The organism is Leptolyngbya sp. AN02str (assembly GCF_050565595.1).
Lineage (GTDB): Bacteria > Cyanobacteriota > Cyanobacteriia > Elainellales > Elainellaceae > Kaiparowitsia.
In genome coordinates this window covers 142,096-161,946 of sequence record NZ_JBNXVR010000004.1, presented here as the reverse complement: position 1 = coordinate 161,946, position 19,851 = coordinate 142,096, and the positions used below count along the sequence as shown (strand labels likewise).

Genomic DNA, 19,851 nt, shown 5'->3' with positions numbered 1-19,851 from the left:
CCAATGCAAAGGTTCGGTTGAGTTTGTCTAGCATCATTCAACTGACCAATTTGATCGATTACGGCTTGCTTAAAGTGCTTTCTTGAGTTGATTCCACTATGTCACTACCATCGAGTGCATCTCCATCTGAGATCACGACTCCTTCCACCGCTCACCTGTCATCATCACCACCATCGCTGCAATTTGGGCTGATGTTTTTTGCCAGCGGCCAAGAAGTTTTAGAGCGAGATAAGTACAGGCTTGTGCTTGAAAGCGCAAAATTCGCTGATCAGCACGGATTCGCCAGTGTGTGGCTGCCAGAGCGCCACTTTACCCAGTTTGGCTGTTTGTATCCCAATCCGGCGGTGCTGCATGCGGCCCTAGCCCGTGAAACACAACGGGTTGGGCTGCGGGCGGGCAGTGTGGTTCTGCCTTTGCACCATCCCATTCGGGTAGCCGAAGAGTGGGCCATGGTAGACAACCTATCTGGGGGGCGGGTTGGTATCTCGTTTGCCTCCGGCTGGAACCCAAGTGATTTTGCCTTCTTTCCTGAAAAATATGCGAAGCGGCATCAGGAAATGTATGAAGGCATCCAAACGGTGCAGGCTCTGTGGCAAGGAGAATCGATTCAAGTTCAGGCCGGAGACCAGCAGAGGGTGGCGGTGCAGATTTACCCGACTCCAGTGCAGCCTAAGCTGCCAACTTGGATTACGGCGGCGGGCAATCCCAACACGTTTGTTAAAGCGGGAGAAATTGGCGCAAATTTATTAACTCATCTGTTTGATCAGGATGTGACAGCGCTAGCCGAAAAGATTGCGCTCTATCGTCAGGCGCGATCGCACCATGGTCATGATCCTGAAGCAGGACAGGTTACGGTCACGCTCCATACCTTTTTGGGAAAAGACCTGGAAACGGTGCGACAACAGGTGCGAGAGCCTTACTGCACCTTTCTCAAATCGAACCGACATCTTCTAAAAGGATTGGGCTTTAGCCGAGGGTTGCCTTTGAAGGTGGAAGGGTTATCTGCGGCTGATTTAGATGATGTGGCTGGAGTGGTATTTGAGAAGTTTTTTGGCGATCGCCGTGCGTTGTTGGGTACTCCTGAAAGCTGTCTGAATTTGGTGCAGCAGCTTCAGCAGATAGGGGTAAACGAGATAGCCTGTCTGCTTGACTTTGGCCTGGATACGGAGTTGATTTTGCAAAATCTGCCCTATCTCAATCAGTTACGCGAAGCGGCTGCAACCGTATCGACTGATCCTTCTTGCGCCAGTTCCCATCTTTCCCCAAACAGTCGGGATGGTATTCAACCGTCCTCCGACCCGACACTTCAAACTTCTTCCCAAATTTCCTCCCAAATTTCTTCCCAAACGTTTCTTCAAGACTCGTTTCAAACCGTGCAACAACGGTGTGATCAGGTGCTTGCGGGAGCAGAGTTCTATCAGTATTTGAGCGATCGCGGTGTTGACCTGGCCCAAAGTTTTCAGGGAATTGAGCAGCTGTGGCGACGAGATGGGGAAGCGCTGGGGTGCATTCGGCAGTTAGAAACGCTGGATACCAACGCAGCCTATATCGTCCATCCTGCATTTTTGGATGCTTGTTTCCAGGTGTTGTTTGCCACGCTCCCCTTCCAGGCTGAAATTAGCCAATCGAGAACTCACTATTTGCCCGTTGGCTTTGAGCAATTGCACGTTCATCAACCCTTTGGGACGCAGGTTTGGAGCCATGCTGTGTTGCGTCAGGCCCCGCGAGACGCGGCTCTCTATGAGGGAGATGTGCACATTCTTGACGCGAATGGCACGCTGCTAATGCAGGTCACTGGGCTACGGTTACAGCGGGTTGCTGGAACGTTAGCGAGCGATCGCCCCTCCGAGTCACGCCCGGCTGTTGCGCCTGATGCTACCCATCAATCTGCTATTCAAGATTGGTTCTACCACGTTGAATGGCAGCCTACGTCCTCCTCCGTTCTTCCCCTGCCCGCTCTTGCCTCTCCTCAAACGATTGCTGCCCAACTGCGCCAGCACGGTTTTGCTTCGGAGCAAGCCCTCGGAGACTATCGGCAACTGTTGCCCCAGCTTGAAGCGCTCAGTGTGGACTACATTGTGTCGGCATTCCACCAGATTGGTTGGCAGTTTCACCTTCAGCATTGTTTTTCTAGTGCCGAGTTTGTGCAGCAGTGCCACATTGTCAAACCGCATCAGCGGCTTGTGGAACGGTTGTTACAAATTTTGCAGGACGTTGGAATATTGGCTGAGGTGGGCGATCGCCAGTGGCAGGTTTGCCAGGTTCCAGCAGTGGGTCATCCGTTGGAGACGTGGCGATCGCTGCATGAGCAATACCCGACTCACGCGGCCGAACTCGATTTGTTGGGGCGGTGTGGGCAGGCATTGGCCGATGTGCTTTTGGGCCATTGCGATCCGCTGCATGTTTTGTTTCCCAATGGTTCGTTTGCCCTGGTTGAGCAGCTTTACCAGCATTCTCCTGCCGCAAAGGTGATGAATCAGATGGTGCAGCAGGCGATCGCCACGGCTCTTGCGTCACTGCCGAGCGATCGCCCCCTGCGCATTTTGGAACTGGGGGCCGGAACTGGAGGCACTACCGCCTCGGTATTGCCGCACTTGCCACCGCAAACCGACTACCGATTTACCGATGTTTCCCCTCTGTTTCTTGCCAAAGCGCAGCAGAAGTTTGGGGACTCTCCTGGGGTGCAATACCAAATTCTAGATATTGAGCAACCTCAAGCAGCGCTTGCCCAGCAGTTTGACCTAATTTTGGCCGCTAACGTTTTACACGCAACGGCTGATCTAAATCAGACCTTAAACCATGTACAGCAAATGCTGGCCCCTGGTGGCTTGATGGTGTTGCTGGAGGGAATGCAGCCTCAACGCTGGCTCGATCTCATTTTTGGCTTGACAGAGGGCTGGTGGAAGTTTCGCGACAGTGATTTGCGACCGCACCACGCGCTGCTGAGCCAAGGGCAATGGCGAGAGTTGTTGCAGGAGCGGTTTGCAGCCGTTGAAGTGGTGACCCCAACCGACGATGAGTCCTTGTCTCAGCAGGGGGTCATTCTGGCGATGCAGGCTTCCGCTGTTCAGGCCGATTTTCAGGGCGATGTTCAGGGCGATCAGTCGCCTGTGGTGGAACCTGGTGACTGGCTGGTGTTTGCCGATCGGCTGGGCGTGGGCCAACACTTGGCTTCGGCGCTGCGAACCCAGGGCGATCGCTGTACCCTCGTGTATGCGGTGGAGTCAGGTACCCGGTTTGATCATCTAGATGCCGGAACGGTATACATCCACCCCGATCAGCCAGATGACTTTCGGCGGTTGTTTCAAACCCTGGCAGCATCGGGAACTCAGCGCTATCGGGGGCTGATCTATCTGTGGGGGCTAGAAGCGGGGGCAACCGATAAAACGATGGAGTCCCTAGAGGCGGCTTCCATGCGAACGGTTGAAAATCCGCTGCACCTGCTGCAAGCTCTAGAAACCAGTGCGATCGCCCCCACAACTCCCCTCTGGCTGGTGACTCGTGGTGCCCAAGCGGTGATTTCTGGTGAGGCCGTGGCGATCGCCCAGTCGATGTTGTGGGGGCTAGGTCGGGTGCTTGCGGTCGAGCAGCCGCAGCGTTGGGGTGGGCTAATTGATCTCGATCCCGCGTCTTCGTTGGTTCAGGCCGCAACCGACCTGTGGCAGACGATTCAGGCAGGGTCAATGGCTGAACCAATTGCCCTGCGACGGGGACAATGCTATGCCGCTCGGTTGGTGCATCAGGCGATCGCGACACCAGCCTCTCCTCAAATCCGCTGGCGATCGCAGCATAGCTATCTGATTACTGGAGGATTGGGCGATTTGGGGCTGGCGATCGCTCATTGGATGGTTGAGCAAGGTGCCCGTCATGTTATTTTGCTGAGCCGCCGTCATTTGCCGCCCCGTGACCAATGGCCGGCGATCGCCGCCACTGCCGCCACTGATTCGATTGGCACTGATGCCATCGGGATTGATGCCATCGGGATTGATTCTATCGGGATTGATTCCATCCGCCGTGATGCCGATGCTACTGCCGCCACCATTGCCACCGAAATCGCCGCCATTCAAGCGCTAGAACGTCAGGGTGCAAAGGTTTATGTGGCAACGGCTGATGTGAGTTGCCTGGAGCAGGTGCAAGCGGCACTACAGGCAGTGCAGGCCCAAGGGTGCCCTGCGGTGCGGGGAGTGTTTCACCTGGCGGGAGTGCCACAGCCCTTACAGCCCTTGGCGCAAATCGATCGGTCAACGCTTACAGCGGTTCTAAAGCCGAAGGTGTTGGGCGGATGGGTGCTCCATCACCTGTTTGCCGAAACGCCATTGGATTACTTTGTGCTGTTTTCATCTTGGTCCAGCCTGTTGGGCACGGTGGGGCAACGCATTGGTGGTTACAGCATGGCCAATACCTTTTTGGATGCGCTAGCTCACCATCGGCAGTCACTCGGCCAACCTGCCCTCAGCATCAACTGGGGCGATTGGGCCGAGATTGGCATGCGGCATCGCTCGGTGCAAGCGGGATATCGGCTCCTGCCCGATGCCTGGACGCTGCGCCCGCAGCAGGGGTTGGATGCGTTGGCTCTCCTATTACCACAGCAGGGGCAAACGGCGGTGTTGCCAGTGGCCTGGTCGCAGTTTTTCCAGCTTTTTCCCCAGGCTTCGCAGTCCTTTTTGGCGGCGATCGCCCCTTCTGCCCCACCGTTGCCAACTAGCGGCGCTGACCCAAACCATGCAGCCTCTGTTGCCCATGCTCAGGCATTGCTCCAGGAATTAGAGACCCTGCCTCCCAAAGCAAAACGGCAGCGGTTGATGGCCCATGTGCAAACCCAGGCCGCCGCCGTCATGGGCATTCGCCCAGCAGATTCGCTCGACCCTCAGCGCGGATTGTTTGAAATGGGCATGGACTCGCTGATGGCCCTGGAGCTAAAAACCAGCTTAGAGTCTAGCCTGGGGCAGCCCATTCCGGCAGTGGCCGCGTTTGAGCATCCCACAGTGGCCGCGCTTGCAACCTACCTGGCCCAGGAAATATTGGGCTGGGATGCAGCAGTGCCAGACCTGCCTTCCCAAGCCGCCGAGTTTGCTGACCCAGAGTTTGCTGACCCACTGACCAGCATTGCTCAGCTTTCAGACGACGACGTTGACCGACTATTTGCCGAAAAGATTTCGAGGTAAGCAACCGTGAGCGATTTTCTTGAGCAGATTAAAGATCTGTCGCCCAAGCGATTGGCGCTGCTCGCCGATGAATTGCAGTCCAGGCTCAATGCCATTGAGCAGGCCAGTACCGAAGCGATCGCCGTGATTGGCATGGGCTGTCGCTTTCCGGGGGGTGTTACCGATCCGGAGTCCTACTGGCACTTGTTAAAAACAGGCACCTATCCCATTACCCTGGTGCCTCCAGAACGATGGGATGGGGATGAATTTTACGACCCAGACCCCAACGCTGCTGGCAAAACCTACACCCGCTGGGGCGGTTTCTTGGATGGGGTCGATCAGTTTGATCCAGATTTTTTTGGCATGAGTCCCAGAGAGGCGTTGAGTCTCGACCCTCAGCAGCGGTTGTTGCTGGAAGTAAGTTGGGAAGCGCTAGAGCGGGCAGGGCAGTCTCCGCAGCAGTGGGTAGGCAGTCGCACAGGGGTGTATGTGGCGATTGGCACCGCCGACTATGCCAATCTGCAAACCCGAGCTGCCGATCTCACCGACATTGATGCCTACACGGGCATGGGCAGCGGATTTTGCTTTGCGGCGGGGCGGCTATCCTATGTGCTGGGACTGCAAGGCCCCAACCTGGCACTAGATGCAGCCTGTGCTTCGTCGCTGATGGCCGTTCACTTGGCCTGTCAGAGCTTGCGCCAGCGGGAATGTGAGATGGCGCTGGCGGGTGGGGTCAATCTCATCTTGTCGCCAGAAACCAACATCGCTTTTTCTAAAACGCGCATGATGGCGGCAGATGGCCGTTGTAAAACGTTTGATGCGGCGGCAGATGGCTATGTTCGGTCTGAAGGCTGTGGCGTGGTGGTGCTCAAGCGGCTGAGTGATGCGATCGCCCATCGTGATCCCATCTTGGCTCTGATTCGCGGGTCGGCAATCAGCCACGGTGGAGCCAGCGGCGGGTTGACCATTCCCAACGGAGCGGCTCAGCAGAGTACGATTCGAGCGGCGCTGGCTCAGGCAAAAGTAGAGCCGGCCCAAATTCAGTATGTAGAAGCGCAGGGCACCGGAACCTCTCTGGGAGATACGATCGAGGTGCGGGCGCTGAGTGCGGTATTTCAACAGGGGCGATCGCACCATGAGCCGCTGTGGCTTGCCTCCGTCAAAACCAACATTGGCCACACAGAAACGGCCTCTGGCATGGCCAGCCTGATCAAGGTAATTTTGGCACTGCAACATCAAGCATTGCCGCCCCATTTACACCTACAGCAGTTGAATCCTGAAATTTCCCTAGAGGAAATTCCGGCCAAAATTCCAACCCGCTTAACCCCCTGGACCACAGATGCAGCAACTCGTTTGGCTGGGATCAATGCCTTTGGGATGAGCGGTACCAATGCCCATGCCGTGGTTGAGGCGGCTCCACACCGGCCTCTGCCTGCCAATACGCCAGAGCGTCCGCTACACATTCTCACCCTGTCGGCCAAAACGCCCAGAGCCTTGCGAGATCTGGTCGGTCGCGTTGAGTCAGCCTTAGAGCAAACGTCTGCCGATCGACTTGCCGATGTTTGTTTTACAGCGGGGGCGGGGCGATCGCACTTTGAGCATCGGTTGGCCGTGGTAGGAGCAACTCCTACGGAGATGCGGCAACAGCTCGCGGCTTGTCGGGCAACCCCATTGCCACCCGAACCCATTGGAACCGTTGGGCGCTCCCTCCATCCACCCAAAATTGTGTTTGTCTTCACCCCATCCCCGCGCACCAAGCACGCCGGGCGGCAGCTTTATGCCACGCAGCCAACCTTTCGACAGGCGATCGATCGCTGCGTAGCGCAACTTCAGCCTGAGGTGGCTCGGCGCGAGCCCCAACTGCGACAGAAAACCTATCTACCCAACCATTCATCGAGGAATTCGTTCGAGCATTTACGAGCTGATTCGTCAGACCATTCCTCCAGCAATTCGTTGAAGGATTCATCCGACTATCCACTCTCTTGTCTGCCTGAAAAAACGGCTGCGTTTGTGCTGAGCTATGCGCTGGCGACGCTTTGGCAATCGTGGGGAATCGTTCCGGATGGGGTGATGGGTGTGGGGGTTGGCGAAGGTGTGGCGGCCTGTGTGGCAGGCGTGATTAGCCTGGAGGCGGCGCTGCACTGGGTGGCTCAGAGCGATCGGGGGGATCAGGGGAACGGGCGATCGCCATCCCTGCGTTCCGTTCAACCATTGGAACCTGCGCCCATGGCAACCTGTACCGTTCTGTGTGCCCAAACCGGACAGGCCCTTAGCTCCAGCGAGGTTCTCAACCGCCTGCCCCATGCATGTGAAACGGTTGAACCTTTCGCGATAACTCGGCACGGTTTGCCAGCGTTGAGCACGCAGGGGTATACGCATTTTCTGAACCTTGCCAGCCAGCCGTTGGCAGATCCGCCCGAAATCGGAGTGTGGCTATCGTCACTCGATCCTCACCGATCGGATTGGGAGGTGCTGTTGATGAGCCTTGGCCAGCTTTATCAGCAGGGAGCGATGGTTGATTGGGATGGCTTTGATCACGATTATGTCCGTCATCGGATGCCACTGCCGACCTATCCCTTTCAGCGGCAGCGCTACTGGAAGTCTGCTGCGGAACGCGGACGCAAGGCAGCGATCGCCCCAATTCCAGCCCATCCTCCCCACCAGTCCAGGCTGACTCAAGCCGCTTTGCTGAGTTTGCCTGTGGAAGATCGGTTGCCGCGCTTAGTGGCGGATTTATGCGATCGCCTGGCTCAGCTGTTGGCCATTGACCCTGCTCACATGACGCCCCATCGTCCGCTGAACACGCTGGCCCTCGATTCGCTCATGGCGATTGAGCTGAAGCTGGATCTGGAAACTCGCCTAGGAAGCCCCGTTGCGCTAACCGAGCTGCTGGAGAGCGATTCGATTACAACACTGGCAACCCGAATTTTAGCAACCTTGGAGACGGCTCCAGAGCTGGTGCTCTCGGCGGCGTTGCCTCAGGTGATTCCGGCTCCGAGCGATCGCCATCAGCCGTTTCCGCTCAACGATATTCAAGAAGCGTACTGGATTGGTCGCAATGGCCTGTTTGACATTGGCAATGTGGCAGCCCATGTTTACGCCGAGTTCGATACAGATGGGTTGGACTGCGATCGCCTCAGTCGAGCGTTTCGGCGGTTGATTGACCGCCATGACATTCTGCGCACGATTCTTTCTGAAACTGGCGAGCAGCAAATTTTGGCAGAAGTGCCCCCCTACGACATTGCCGTTTTTGATTTGCGCCATCAGCCCAAGGAGCAGGTGACGGCAGAACTGGCGGCACTGCGTCAGCGGCTTTCTCATCACATGCATAACCCGTACCAGTGGGCGCTGTTTGAAGTCTGTGCCGCGCGACTGGATGATCGGCGGCTGCGGCTATTTCTCAGTTTTGACAATTTACTGGTGGATGCCGCCAGCTTAAGCGTGCTGTGCCGCGAGTGGGGGCAGCTTTACCAAGATCTAGACACCCCGCTGGTGCCACTGGATCTGTCCTTCCGAGATTATGTTCTGGCGCTCAAGCAGTTTGAAACGTCCGAACTCTACCAGCGATCGCTTCATTATTGGCAGGATCGCCTCCCCACCTTTCCCCTTGCGCCAAATTTGCCGCTGGCCGTAGCCCCCTCAACCCTAAAGCAGCCTCAATTTGTTCGCCAAACGACGACCCTGCCGCCCGAAACCTGGCAACAGCTTAAAACAAGAGCCGCGCAGCAAGGGCTGACTCCTTCTGGGCTGCTGGTGGCGGCCTATGCCGAAGTCTTGGCGGCCTGGAGCACCCGTCGGTTTAGCCTCAACTTAACGACGTTCAATCGTTTGCCCATCCATCCGCAGGTGCAGCAAATTGTTGGAGACTTTACCTCGTTAACGCTGCTGGCTGTGGATTATTCTGAGCAGGGCTGTGAAGATCCCCGCTTTGCCCATCGTGCCCGACAGCTCCAACAGCAGCTTTGGCAAGACCTGGAGCATTCCTATGTGAGCGGGGTGCGGGTATTGCGAGAGCTGGCGCGGGTGCAGGAGCGATCGCCCGGTGTCACCCTGCCCGTTGTGTTTACGAGTTTGTTGGCAAACCCTCAAATGAAGACGGATTCTGCGTTTTCGGCGGGTTGGCTCGGCGAACGGGTCTACAGCATTGCCCAAACGCCCCAAGTCTGGCTCGACCATCAGGTTTATGAAGATGCTGGAGCCCTGGTGCTGAATTGGGATGCCGTTGAGGGGCTATTTCCCACGGGCCTGATCGAGGCCATGTTTGCAGCGTACGGTCGGTTGCTGCACGCGCTGGCCTGGTACGAGGAACCCTGGCAGCAGCGATCGCTGTTGCTGGCCGATCAAACTCTGCAAGACAGCCTGAATGCCACAGAGGCTCCTGTTTCCGAAGCGCTGTTGCACACGCTAGTGATGGAGCAGGCCCAGGCGCAACCTCACCATCCAGCCGTTGTCACGGTAGACACAACCCTAAGCTATGAAGACCTGTTGAGTCGTGCTCAGCAGCTTGCCCATCGTTTGCGGCAGTTGGGGGCGCAGCCAAACCAGTTGGTGGCGATCGCCATGGAAAAAGGCTGGGAGCAAGTGGTCGCTGTCCTGGCTGTGCTGATGTCGGGAGCGGCCTATGTGCCCATTGATCCGGGTTTGCCAGAAGCACGGCGTGGCCAACTGCTGCACCAGGGCGAGGTGCGCATTGTGCTGACCCAGCCCCATCTGCAAGACACCGTTTTGCCCACCGCCACACTTCAAACCCCAATTCATGTGATTGGGGTTGAGCCGTGGCCCACCGTTCCTAGTCCGCCACTAGAACCTGTGCAAGGCCCAACCGACCTGGCCTATGTGATTTATACCTCTGGCTCGACGGGGGTGCCCAAAGGCGTGATGATTGACCATCGCGGTGCCGTGAATACCCTGTTGGATATCAATCGGCGCTTTGGGGTGAATTCGGGCGATCGCGTTCTGGCCTTGTCATCCCTTAGCTTTGACCTCTCGGTATATGACCTGTTGGGCACCCTGGCCGCGGGGGGCACGATCGTTATGCCTCCAGCGATCGCCACCAAAGACCCGGCCGTGTGGGCAGATTTGCTCAAGCGCCACCAGGTCACGATCTGGAATTCGGTTCCGGCGCTGCTGCAAATGCTTGTGACCCAGGTTGAAGACCTGCCTGAAGCCATTCCTGAATCTCTGCGGCTGGTCTTGTTGAGTGGAGATTGGTTGCCGCTGTCGCTGCCCGATCGGCTCCGGGCGATCGCCCCTCAGGCTCAGGTGGTTAGCCTAGGCGGCGCAACGGAAGCATCGATTTGGTCAATTTTGTATCCCATTGGCGACGTTGACCCCGCCTGGAAAAGTATTCCCTACGGTCGCCCCATGACCAATCAGCGATTTTACGTGCTGGATGAGCGGTTGGAACCCTGCCCAGTGTGGACTCCAGGTCAGCTTTACATCGGCGGCATTGGCCTGGCTCAGGGTTACTGGCACGATCCGGCAAAAACAGCGGCGAGCTTTATCCTGCACCCGCGCACAGGTGAGCGCCTATACCGCACCGGAGATTTAGGCCGCTATTTGCCAATAGGGCAAATAGAGTTTTTGGGACGGGAAGACCATCAGGTAAAGATTGGCGGCTACCGGATTGAGCTGGGAGAAATTGAAACAATCCTAGAACAGCATCCTGAGATTCACCAGGCTGCCGTGCTAACGGTCGGCGAGCCAACTCAGTCGCAACGGCTGATAGCCTTCGTGGTTCCCGATGAGTCGCAAGCGGCAGAGGTCTTTTCGGTTCTCAAGGATGCTGCGGGCGCGATAGGGCGAGAGCAAGCTGTGACGAGTGGTGTGACTAGTGCTGTGACTAGTGCCATGACCAGCGCTGGCGATGCCAAGACTCCAAGCGCAACCGAGGCAGATCTGACGGCTGGCTTTCAGTCACAGGTGCTGCACGCCGATCTGGCCCAAAAGCTGCCGGAGTATATGCTGCCAGATGCGTATGTGCCGCTCAAGGCATTGCCCCTGACGGCCAATGGCAAGGTGGATCGGCGACTGCTGCAACGCCACTGGCAGGCCGTCCAGCCTGTTCATTCGCCTTCAAAGTCAGCCTATGTTGAGCCGCGCAATGCTCTTGAAATGGCGATCGCCACGCTGTGGCAAGAAGTGCTGAAGTGCGATCGCGTGGGCATTTACGACAACTTTTTTGAACGGGGCGGAGATTCACTCTTGGCAACCCAGGTCATCACTCGCATTCGGCAAATGTTTGTCGTCGAGGTTCCGTTGCGCAATCTGTTTCAGTCACCCACGGTGGCGGCATTGGCAGAGGCGATCGCTGAAGCGCTGGCAGCCCAAGTAGACCCCGAACTCCTCGCCGCCCTGGCCCCGCCCCATTCTGAGCCGCTCCAGGCCATTGACCCAGTTACCCCAGGGGAGAACTAGTTCATGAGTGACCTCGCCAATCGCATTGCCAATCTCTCTCCGGCGCAGCTTGCCCAACTCACCCAACAGTTGCAGCAGCGCCACACCCAAGCCCGCTCCAATCCATCGCATCCAGCTCAACCGGCCCTGGTGCGGCAGCCCCGCCCCGCCGGTCCATTGCCGCTGTCATTTGCTCAGCAGCGATTTTGGTTTCTGTACCAGCTTCAGCCCGATAGCTCTGCCTATCACCTACCGGCGGCATTGGAGTTGACAGGTCCGCTAAATCTGGATGTGTTGGAGTGCAGCCTCACCCAGTTGATAGAGCGCCACGAAGTTCTGCGCACCTGTGTCACCCCAATGGAAACGGGGGAACCGCATCAGGTTATTTTGCCGCCCCAGCCCTGGAATGTGGCCGTGGTCGATGTGCAAAATGTCCCGCTAGAGCACCAGGCGACAACCATCCACCAGTGGGCGATCGCCCATGCCAAACAGCCCTTCAACTTGCTCACCGATCTGCCGCTGCGAACCACGCTGCTGCGGTTTAGCCCCACCCACCATGTTTTGCTCATTTGCTTCCACCACATTGCGCTGGATGGCTGGTCGTTGGCACTGTTTGTTGAGGAGCTGACGGTTTTGTATGAGGCTCTGTCGGCTGGGAAGGTTCCTGCCCTGCCATCCTTGCCCATTCAATATGCAGACTTTTCGCAGTGGCAGCGGCAGTGGCTGCAAGATGGACACCTGGACGCCCAGCTCGCCTACTGGCAGCGGCAACTGGCGGGACCGCTGCCGGTGTTGCAGTTGCCCACCGATTTTCCTCATGCACCCGTTCGCACGTTTCAGGGACGCACGCAAACCTGGACGCTGCCCGATGTGCTGCCTGCACTCAAACGCCTCAATCAGCAAGCAGGCACAACGTTGTTTATGACGCTGCTGGCAACGTTTCAGGTCTTGCTGCATCGCTATTCGGGGCAAACCGATATTTTGGTGGGTTCTCCCATTGCCAACCGCAATTGCCCAGAGACCCAGCGGCTGATGGGAGTTTTGCTGAATACGTTGGTCTTGCGGACTGACCTGTCGGGTGACCCCTCGTTTCGCGAGGTGCTACAGCGGGTCAAGTCCGTGACGTTGGATGCTTACACCCATCAGGATTTGCCCTTTGAGACGCTAGTTGAAACGCTACGACCAGAGCGCAGCCTCCACCACAACCCGCTCTTTCAAACCTGGTTTTCGCTCAATGCTCCACCCATTACATCGCGATCGCTGGCCGATTTAACCCTATCGCCTATCGACATTGATCGAGAAACGGCTCAGTTTGACCTGAGTTTAGAAATTCAGGACCTAGGCGATCGCCTGGTGGGTCGGGTGGAATACCGGACTGAGCGGTTCACGGCAGACACCATCACCCGGTTTCAGGGGCATTTTGCCACGCTGCTAGCGGCGATCGCCGCCAACCCTGACCAGCGCATGTCCGAGCTGCCGCTGCTAACACTTGCCGAGCAGCAAGGGTTTGCCACCTGGAACCAAACCGCATCGGAGTATCCACAGCACTCATGTTTGCACCACCTGATTGAAGCCCAGGCAGAACGGCTGCCCAATGCGGTTGCCGTGGTATTTGGCGATCGCCAGCTCACCTACCAACAGCTCAACACCCAAGCCAATCAGCTTGCCCACCATTTGCAAACGCTCGGCGTTGGTCCCGATCGGCTCGTTGGCATCAGCGTAGAGCCGTCGCTGGAGATGGTGGTGGGGCTCATCGCCATCCTCAAAGCGGGAGGCGCTTACGTGCCGCTCGATCCGGCATATCCTTCAGAGCGGCTAGCTTGGATGATGCAGGATGCTCAGGTTGCCGTACTGCTGACCCAACAGCGGTTGATTTCCCACTTGCCCGCCCACGACAGAACGGTGTGCCTGGATGAGGAACCCAGCCCATTCAATGTCTACAGTTCAGCAAATCCAGCCAGTGCCGTCACGTCTCACCATCTGGCTTATGTCATTTACACTTCGGGCTCTACCGGAAAACCCAAAGGCACCCTCATTTCTCATCGTGGCGTGGTGAACTATCTCACCTGGTGTATTCAGGCCTATGCCGTTGACCAAGGGGAAGGAACGGTCGTGCATTCGTCTCTGTCCTTTGACTTGACGGTGACGAGCCTGTTTTCACCGCTGCTGGTTGGTCGGTCGGTGGAGCTGTTGCCTGCATCGCTGGGGATTGACTCTCTGGCCGATGCGCTCAATCGCCGCACGGGCCTGAGTCTGGTGAAGCTGACTCCGGCTCAGTTGCAGTTGCTCGCTGAGCGATCGCCCGCCAATATGGCCGATCGGGTTCGAGCCTTCATCATTGGTGGTGAAGCCCTTTTGCCCCAGCAGATTGCCGAGTGGCAGGCGATCGCCCCGACCATTCGTTTGGTGAATGAATACGGCCCCACGGAAACGGTTGTGGGATGCTGCACCTACACGGTATCGGGCGATGCCGCAGAAGCGGATACGATTCCGATTGGTCGTCCCATTGCCAATACTCAACTTTACGTGTTGGATGTGCACGGGCACCCCTGCCCAATCGGGGTGGCGGGAGCGCTCTACATTGGTGGGGTCGGGGTGGCTCGGGGCTATCTCAACCGACCTGCCCTCACCGCCGAAACGTTTGTCCCCAATCCGTTTAGTACCACACCGGGCGATCGCCTCTATCAAACTGGAGACTGGGTTCGTCACCTGGGCAATGGTGAGCTGGAATATCTAGGGCGCATCGATCATCAGGTAAAAATTCGTGGCTACCGGATTGAGCCGGGAGAAGTGGAAGCCGTTTTGGTGCAGCATCCCGATGTGCAGAGTGGGGTGGTGGTGCCTCAGCGGATTGCATCGGAAGCTGAGGAGCCAGCTGGTTCTGGCGGGTTGGCAATGCAGCGGCTGGTGGCGTATGCAGTTCCCCACTCTGGGCGATCGCTCAATATGGGTGACCTGCGGCAGTTTTTGGAACAGCGCTTACCGGCCTATATGGTGCCTACGGCATTTGTGCAGTTGGAAGCTCTGCCGCTCACGCCGAACGGCAAGGTTGACCGACAAGCATTGCCACTGCCAGGGCGATCGCCCCACGCAGCACCTCCAACCGCACCCACCACACCCATGGAAGCCCAACTGGCCCAACTGTGGAGTCAGGTTCTGCGGCTAGAGCACATTGGCATTCACGACAATTTCTTTGAGCTGGGGGGCGATTCGCTATTGGCCACGCAGCTTGTCTCGCGCATCCGCACGGCTCTCCAGATCGAACTACCGTTGCGGCAATTGTTTGAGCAGCCCACCATTGCCCAACTGGCCCGCGCGATCGCCGCTCAGCCTACGGTGGCGGCTCTTCCCGCCATTGAACGCCGTCCGCGGCCGCCGCAGGTGCCGCTCTCGTTTGCTCAGCAGCGGCTGTGGTTTCTTGAACAATTGCTGCCCGGTGCCGTGTACACCCTGCCTGCAACCCTGCGGGTGGATGGAGTGTTGCACTTGAATGTATTGCAGCAAAGCCTGGCGGAAGTGGTGCGCCGCCACGAAATTCTGCGCACGACGTTCCCCCTGGTGGATGGAAATCCGGTGCAGGCGATCGCGCCCCAGCTTGAGGTGACCATTCCCTTGATAGATCTGCGGGGCTTACCCCTTGCCCAGCAAGCAGCCGAACGCCAGCGGCACATTGCAGCGGCTACCCAACGCTCGTTTGATCTGGCACAGCTGCCTCTGTTCCACATCTCAGTGGTGCAAACCGATGCGGAGCAAATCCTGGTGGTGAATTTGCATCACATCATTGCGGATGGTTGGTCTATTGACCTGTTGCTGCGCGAGCTGGCGACTCTGTATCACGCCCAGTTAGCGGATTCTGTATTGGACTCTGGAGCAGGTCATGTATCGGATCAGGTATCGAACGCCGGATCGGATCACGTATCGGGCCAGCCTGCGCCCCTACCCCCACTGCCCATTCAGTATGCCGATTTTGCCCTTTGGCAGCGGCACGCATTGCAGCAAGCCACCGTTGCAACCCAACTCGCCTACTGGCAAACCCAACTGGCAGAACCGTTACCTGTTCTCAATTTACCCACCGATTTTCCCCGTCCTGCGGTGCAGCGCTTTCAGGGAGAGGGGCGATCGCACTGTTTACCCCACTCCCTCGTGCATGCCCTCAAAACCTATAGCCAACAGTCTGGAACAACGTTGTTCATGGTGCTTTTGGCCGCATTCAAGGTGTTGCTCTATCGCTACACCGGGCAAACCGACCTGCTGGTGGGCACCCCAATTGCCAGCCGCAACCAGACCGAACTAGAAGGACTGATCGGCTGTTTTGTGAACACGCTAGCGCTGCGTACCGATCTCTCTGGCAATCCCACATTTGGGGAATTGCTGCAACGCGTGCGCGATGTCACGCTGACTGCCTATGCTCATCAGGATGTGCCGTTTGAGGCGATCATCGATGCGCTTCAGCTTGATCGAAACCTGAGCCATGCGCCGCTGGTGCAAGTGATGTTTGTGCTACAGGTGCCAACCGACTGGAACGTGCCAGAGCTAAACCTGACTCCGCTGCCGCTGCCCCGGCGCACCGCCAAGTTTGACCTAACGCTCGATATTTCCGAAACCGACCAGGGACTGGAAATGGAGATGGAATACAGCACCGATTTGTGGGATGGAGCCACGATCGAGCGCATGCTGTGCCACTTGCATACCCTGCTGGAAGGCATTGTGGCACCCCAGGCTCTGTCCCATCCCATCGATCGCTTACCCCTGCTCACATCTTTCGAACAGCAACACCTGTTAACGCTGGGAGTTCCCAAAGCTGTACCGCTGCTTCCCAACCCTCCCCAATGCATTCATGACTGGTTTGCGGCTCAGGCGGCCCAAACTCCTGATGCGATCGCCTTAACGGAGGCAGATCAGCACCTCACCTATCGTGAACTTGATCAACGCAGCAACCAACTGGCTCACGATTTGCACCGTCAGGGCATTGGCGTTGAGTCGCGGGTGGGTTTGTATGTGGAGCGATCGCTCACCACCATCATGGCCATCCTGGGCATCTTGAAAAGCGGGGCAGCCTATGTGCCGCTGGATCCCGCCTCCCCACCCGAACGGCTTGCGTTCATTCTGGCTGACGCAAACATTTCGCTACTGCTCACCCAGTCTGATTTGATTGATTCCCTCTCCCTTGCAATTCCGGCCATGTGTTTAGATACAGCCATGCAGGAGGCGAATGCCGCAAATGCAGCACCGCTGCATCTGCCCGTGCGGCCCGATAACCTGGCGTACATTATTTACACCTCTGGCTCTACCGGACAGCCCAAAGGCGTAGCGATTCCCCACCGCAACGTGACTCGCCTCCTCACCACAACGCAGCCCTGGTTCAACTTCAACCACGAGGATGTTTGGACATGGTTCCATTCCCACGCGTTTGACTTTTCGGTTTGGGAAATTTGGGGAGCATTGCTCTACGGCGGACGGCTGGTGGTGGTGCCCTATGAGCTGAGCCGATCGCCCGCCGCCTTTTACACACTCCTGATTCAGCAGAAAGTCACCGTGCTGAATCAAACCCCTTCTGCCTTTCGCCAACTGATGCAGGCCGAGTCCCTCGCTGATGACTCCAGCCTGCCGCTCCGGTTGCGGTGGGTGATTTTTGGGGGAGAGGCTCTTGAGTTTCAGAGTTTGCAACCCTGGCTGGAGCGACATGGGAATACGCCTCAGCTGGTGAATATGTATGGCATTACGGAAACCACGGTTCATGTCACCTATTGCCCCGTAACCGATCGCCCCATAACCGATTCCACCGTAACCGATCGCCCCATAACCGATTTCACAGCGACCGATCGCCCTACGCCGTCGAGTCAGCCCAGCCTCCCCAGCCTCATTGGCCAGCCCATTCCAGACCTGCAACTTTACCTGCTCGATGCGCAGCTTCAACCGGTGCCGTTGGGGGTGCCTGGTGAAATTTATGTTGGTGGCGAGGGTTTGGCCCGAGGCTATTTCAACCATCCAGCGTTGACCGCAGAACGCTTTGTTCCCCATCCCTACAGCGATCGCCCCGGTGCACGGCTGTATCGCACAGGAGACTTGGCTCGCTATCGGGCCGATGGGGCTTTGGAATATGAGGGACGGGCTGATCAGCAGGTCAAGCTGCGCGGATTTCGGATTGAGCTGGGAGAGATTGAATCGACCCTAAGCCAACATCCACAGGTGCAAGATGCCGTGGTACTGCTGCGGGAAGATGAGCCAGGGCAAAAACGCCTGGTTGCCTATGTTGTTTGTCCTGAAGGTGAATCAGCCGTTGATCCATCAGCGAACTCGGCAGTGGAATCAAATGCTGACTCGACAGTGAACTCGGCGGTTGATACTGAGATGGACGTAAAAATTGATAAAAGAACTGACGATAAGATTGATGGAGAGATTGCCCCAGCGGATCTGGCGGTGCTGAACGACCTGCGACGCTGGACCCAAGACCGATTGCCCAGCTACATGCTGCCCGCCAGTTTTGTGCGGTTAGAAAAACTGCCGCTGACGGCCAACGGCAAGGTTGATCGGCGGCGTTTGCCTCCACCGCCCTTAGACCGACTCGAAACCAGCTACACCCCGGCTCGCACCGCTGTTGAGCACATGCTAGCTACGATTTGGCAGGATGTGCTGGGCATGGAAACAGTGGGAATCCACGACAACTTTTTTGAGTTGGGAGGCGACTCCATTCTCAGTATTCAAGTGATTGCCAGAGCAAACCAAGCAGGGCTTCAGTTCACACCCAAGCAGCTGTTTCAGCACCAAACCATTGCCGAGCTGGCGCTTGTGGTGGATACGGCCCCCAGAGCGATCGCCCCTCAAGGGTTAGTCACCGGAACCCTGCCCCTAACGCCCATTCAGCACTGGTTTTTTGATCAGCCCCTGGTAGACCGTCATCATTGGAACCAATCGCTGTTGCTGGAGGTTCCCCCCGAACTGACGTTGCCTCGGCTAGAGCAAATGACACAGCAGATTTTGGAGCATCACGATGCGCTGCGGCTGCGGTTTCAGCTAGGGGAAGCAGGATGGCACCAGTGGCATGCTGACATGGAGGAAGCCACCCCGTGCCAGCACATTGATCTGTCGGCTTTGCCAGAAGAGCGGCAATCTGCGGCGATCGCATCCTTACTGCTTGCCCTACAAGCTAGTTTGCACCTCACTGCTGGGCCTCTGCTGCGGTTGGTGTTAATTCACCGAGGGGGCGATCGCCCCAACCAACTGCTATGGGTAATTCATCATCTGGTGGTAGATGGTGTGTCTTGGCGCATTTTGCTAGAGGATTTTCAAGCCCTAGTTCAGCAGCTCCTTCAACAGCTTCAGTCACCACAGTCATCGTCCCCAGCCGCACCCCTGCGCCTGCCAGCCAAAACCACCGCCTTCAAAACCTGGGCAGAACGGTTGCAAACCGAGGCCGCATCCCATCCACTCCGGGATGAGCTTCAGGCGGAACTAGAGACCTGGCTGGCGTTGCAGCAGCCCGCTCCCCCCTTACCGATGGATAACCCCACTGGAGAGAATACCGTTGCGGCGATCGCCACCGTAACCACCCTGTTAGATTCAGCGGCAACCCAGGCCCTATTGCAGGAAATTCCAGCCGTTTACCGTACGCAGGTGAATGACCTGTTGCTGACCGCTCTGGCCCATACATTTGCCAATTGGACTGGCAGTTCTACGCTGCGGCTCGACTTGGAAGGCCATGGGCGAACCGATCGGTTCGATGGGATGGATCTATCGCGCACGGTGGGATGGTTTACCAGCCTTTTCCCGGTTTGGCTGAACCTGGACCCCGTTTGTCATTGGGGGGACGCGATTCAGTCGGTTAAACAGCAGTTGCGCCAAATTCCGCATCAGGGAGTTGGGTTTGGGCTGCTGCGCTATCTCAGTTCGGCAGGTGCGCCGTTGCGATCGCTCCCTCCGGCTCAGGTTAGCTTCAACTATTTGGGACAGCTCGACCTCACCGTCTCGGACTCGATTCCTGCATCGATCCGGCTGCGGCTGGCCCCAGAGGGCCTGAGTGCAACCCAAACCCGCGTTGTGCAGGGGGCACGCAATCCGCGCCCCTATGTGCTGGATGTGAGTGGACTGGTTTTGGCAGGGCAATTGCACATGACCTGGGCGTACAGTACCGCGATTCATCACCAGGCCACCATCGAGCGGTTGGCTCAAGACTATTTGGCAGCGCTGCGATCGCTCATTGCCCATTGCCAGTCCACCCCAGTAGCCGCCTACCAACCCTCCGACTTTCCTGATGTTCAGCTTAGCCAAGAGCAACTGGACAGCATTTTTGCAGAACTCAAGCTTGGATAAC

The 19,851-nt window shown here is 57.3% G+C and carries 3 protein-coding genes; all 3 read left to right on the top strand.

The annotated features are described in order from the left end of the window. The first annotated feature begins 98 nt into the window (after nucleotides 1-98). From ACQ4M4_RS04760 to ACQ4M4_RS04750, 3 genes are read left to right on the top strand one after another with little or no spacing between them, the layout of a single operon-like run. Nucleotides 99-5,165, top strand: coding sequence for a MupA/Atu3671 family FMN-dependent luciferase-like monooxygenase (locus tag ACQ4M4_RS04760; RefSeq protein WP_430683320.1), 5,067 nt, complete (start codon nucleotides 99-101; stop codon nucleotides 5,163-5,165). 6 nt (nucleotides 5,166-5,171) lie between these two features. After that, nucleotides 5,172-11,561: an amino acid adenylation domain-containing protein gene (locus tag ACQ4M4_RS04755; protein WP_430683319.1), complete on the top strand. Its 6,390-nt coding sequence runs from the start codon at nucleotides 5,172-5,174 to the stop codon at nucleotides 11,559-11,561. A gap of 3 nt (nucleotides 11,562-11,564) precedes the next feature. Then, a complete protein-coding gene (locus tag ACQ4M4_RS04750) occupies nucleotides 11,565-19,850 on the top strand; it encodes an amino acid adenylation domain-containing protein (protein ID WP_430683318.1) in 8,286 nt (2,761 codons plus the stop codon). Nucleotide 19,851 lies beyond the last annotated feature (1 nt).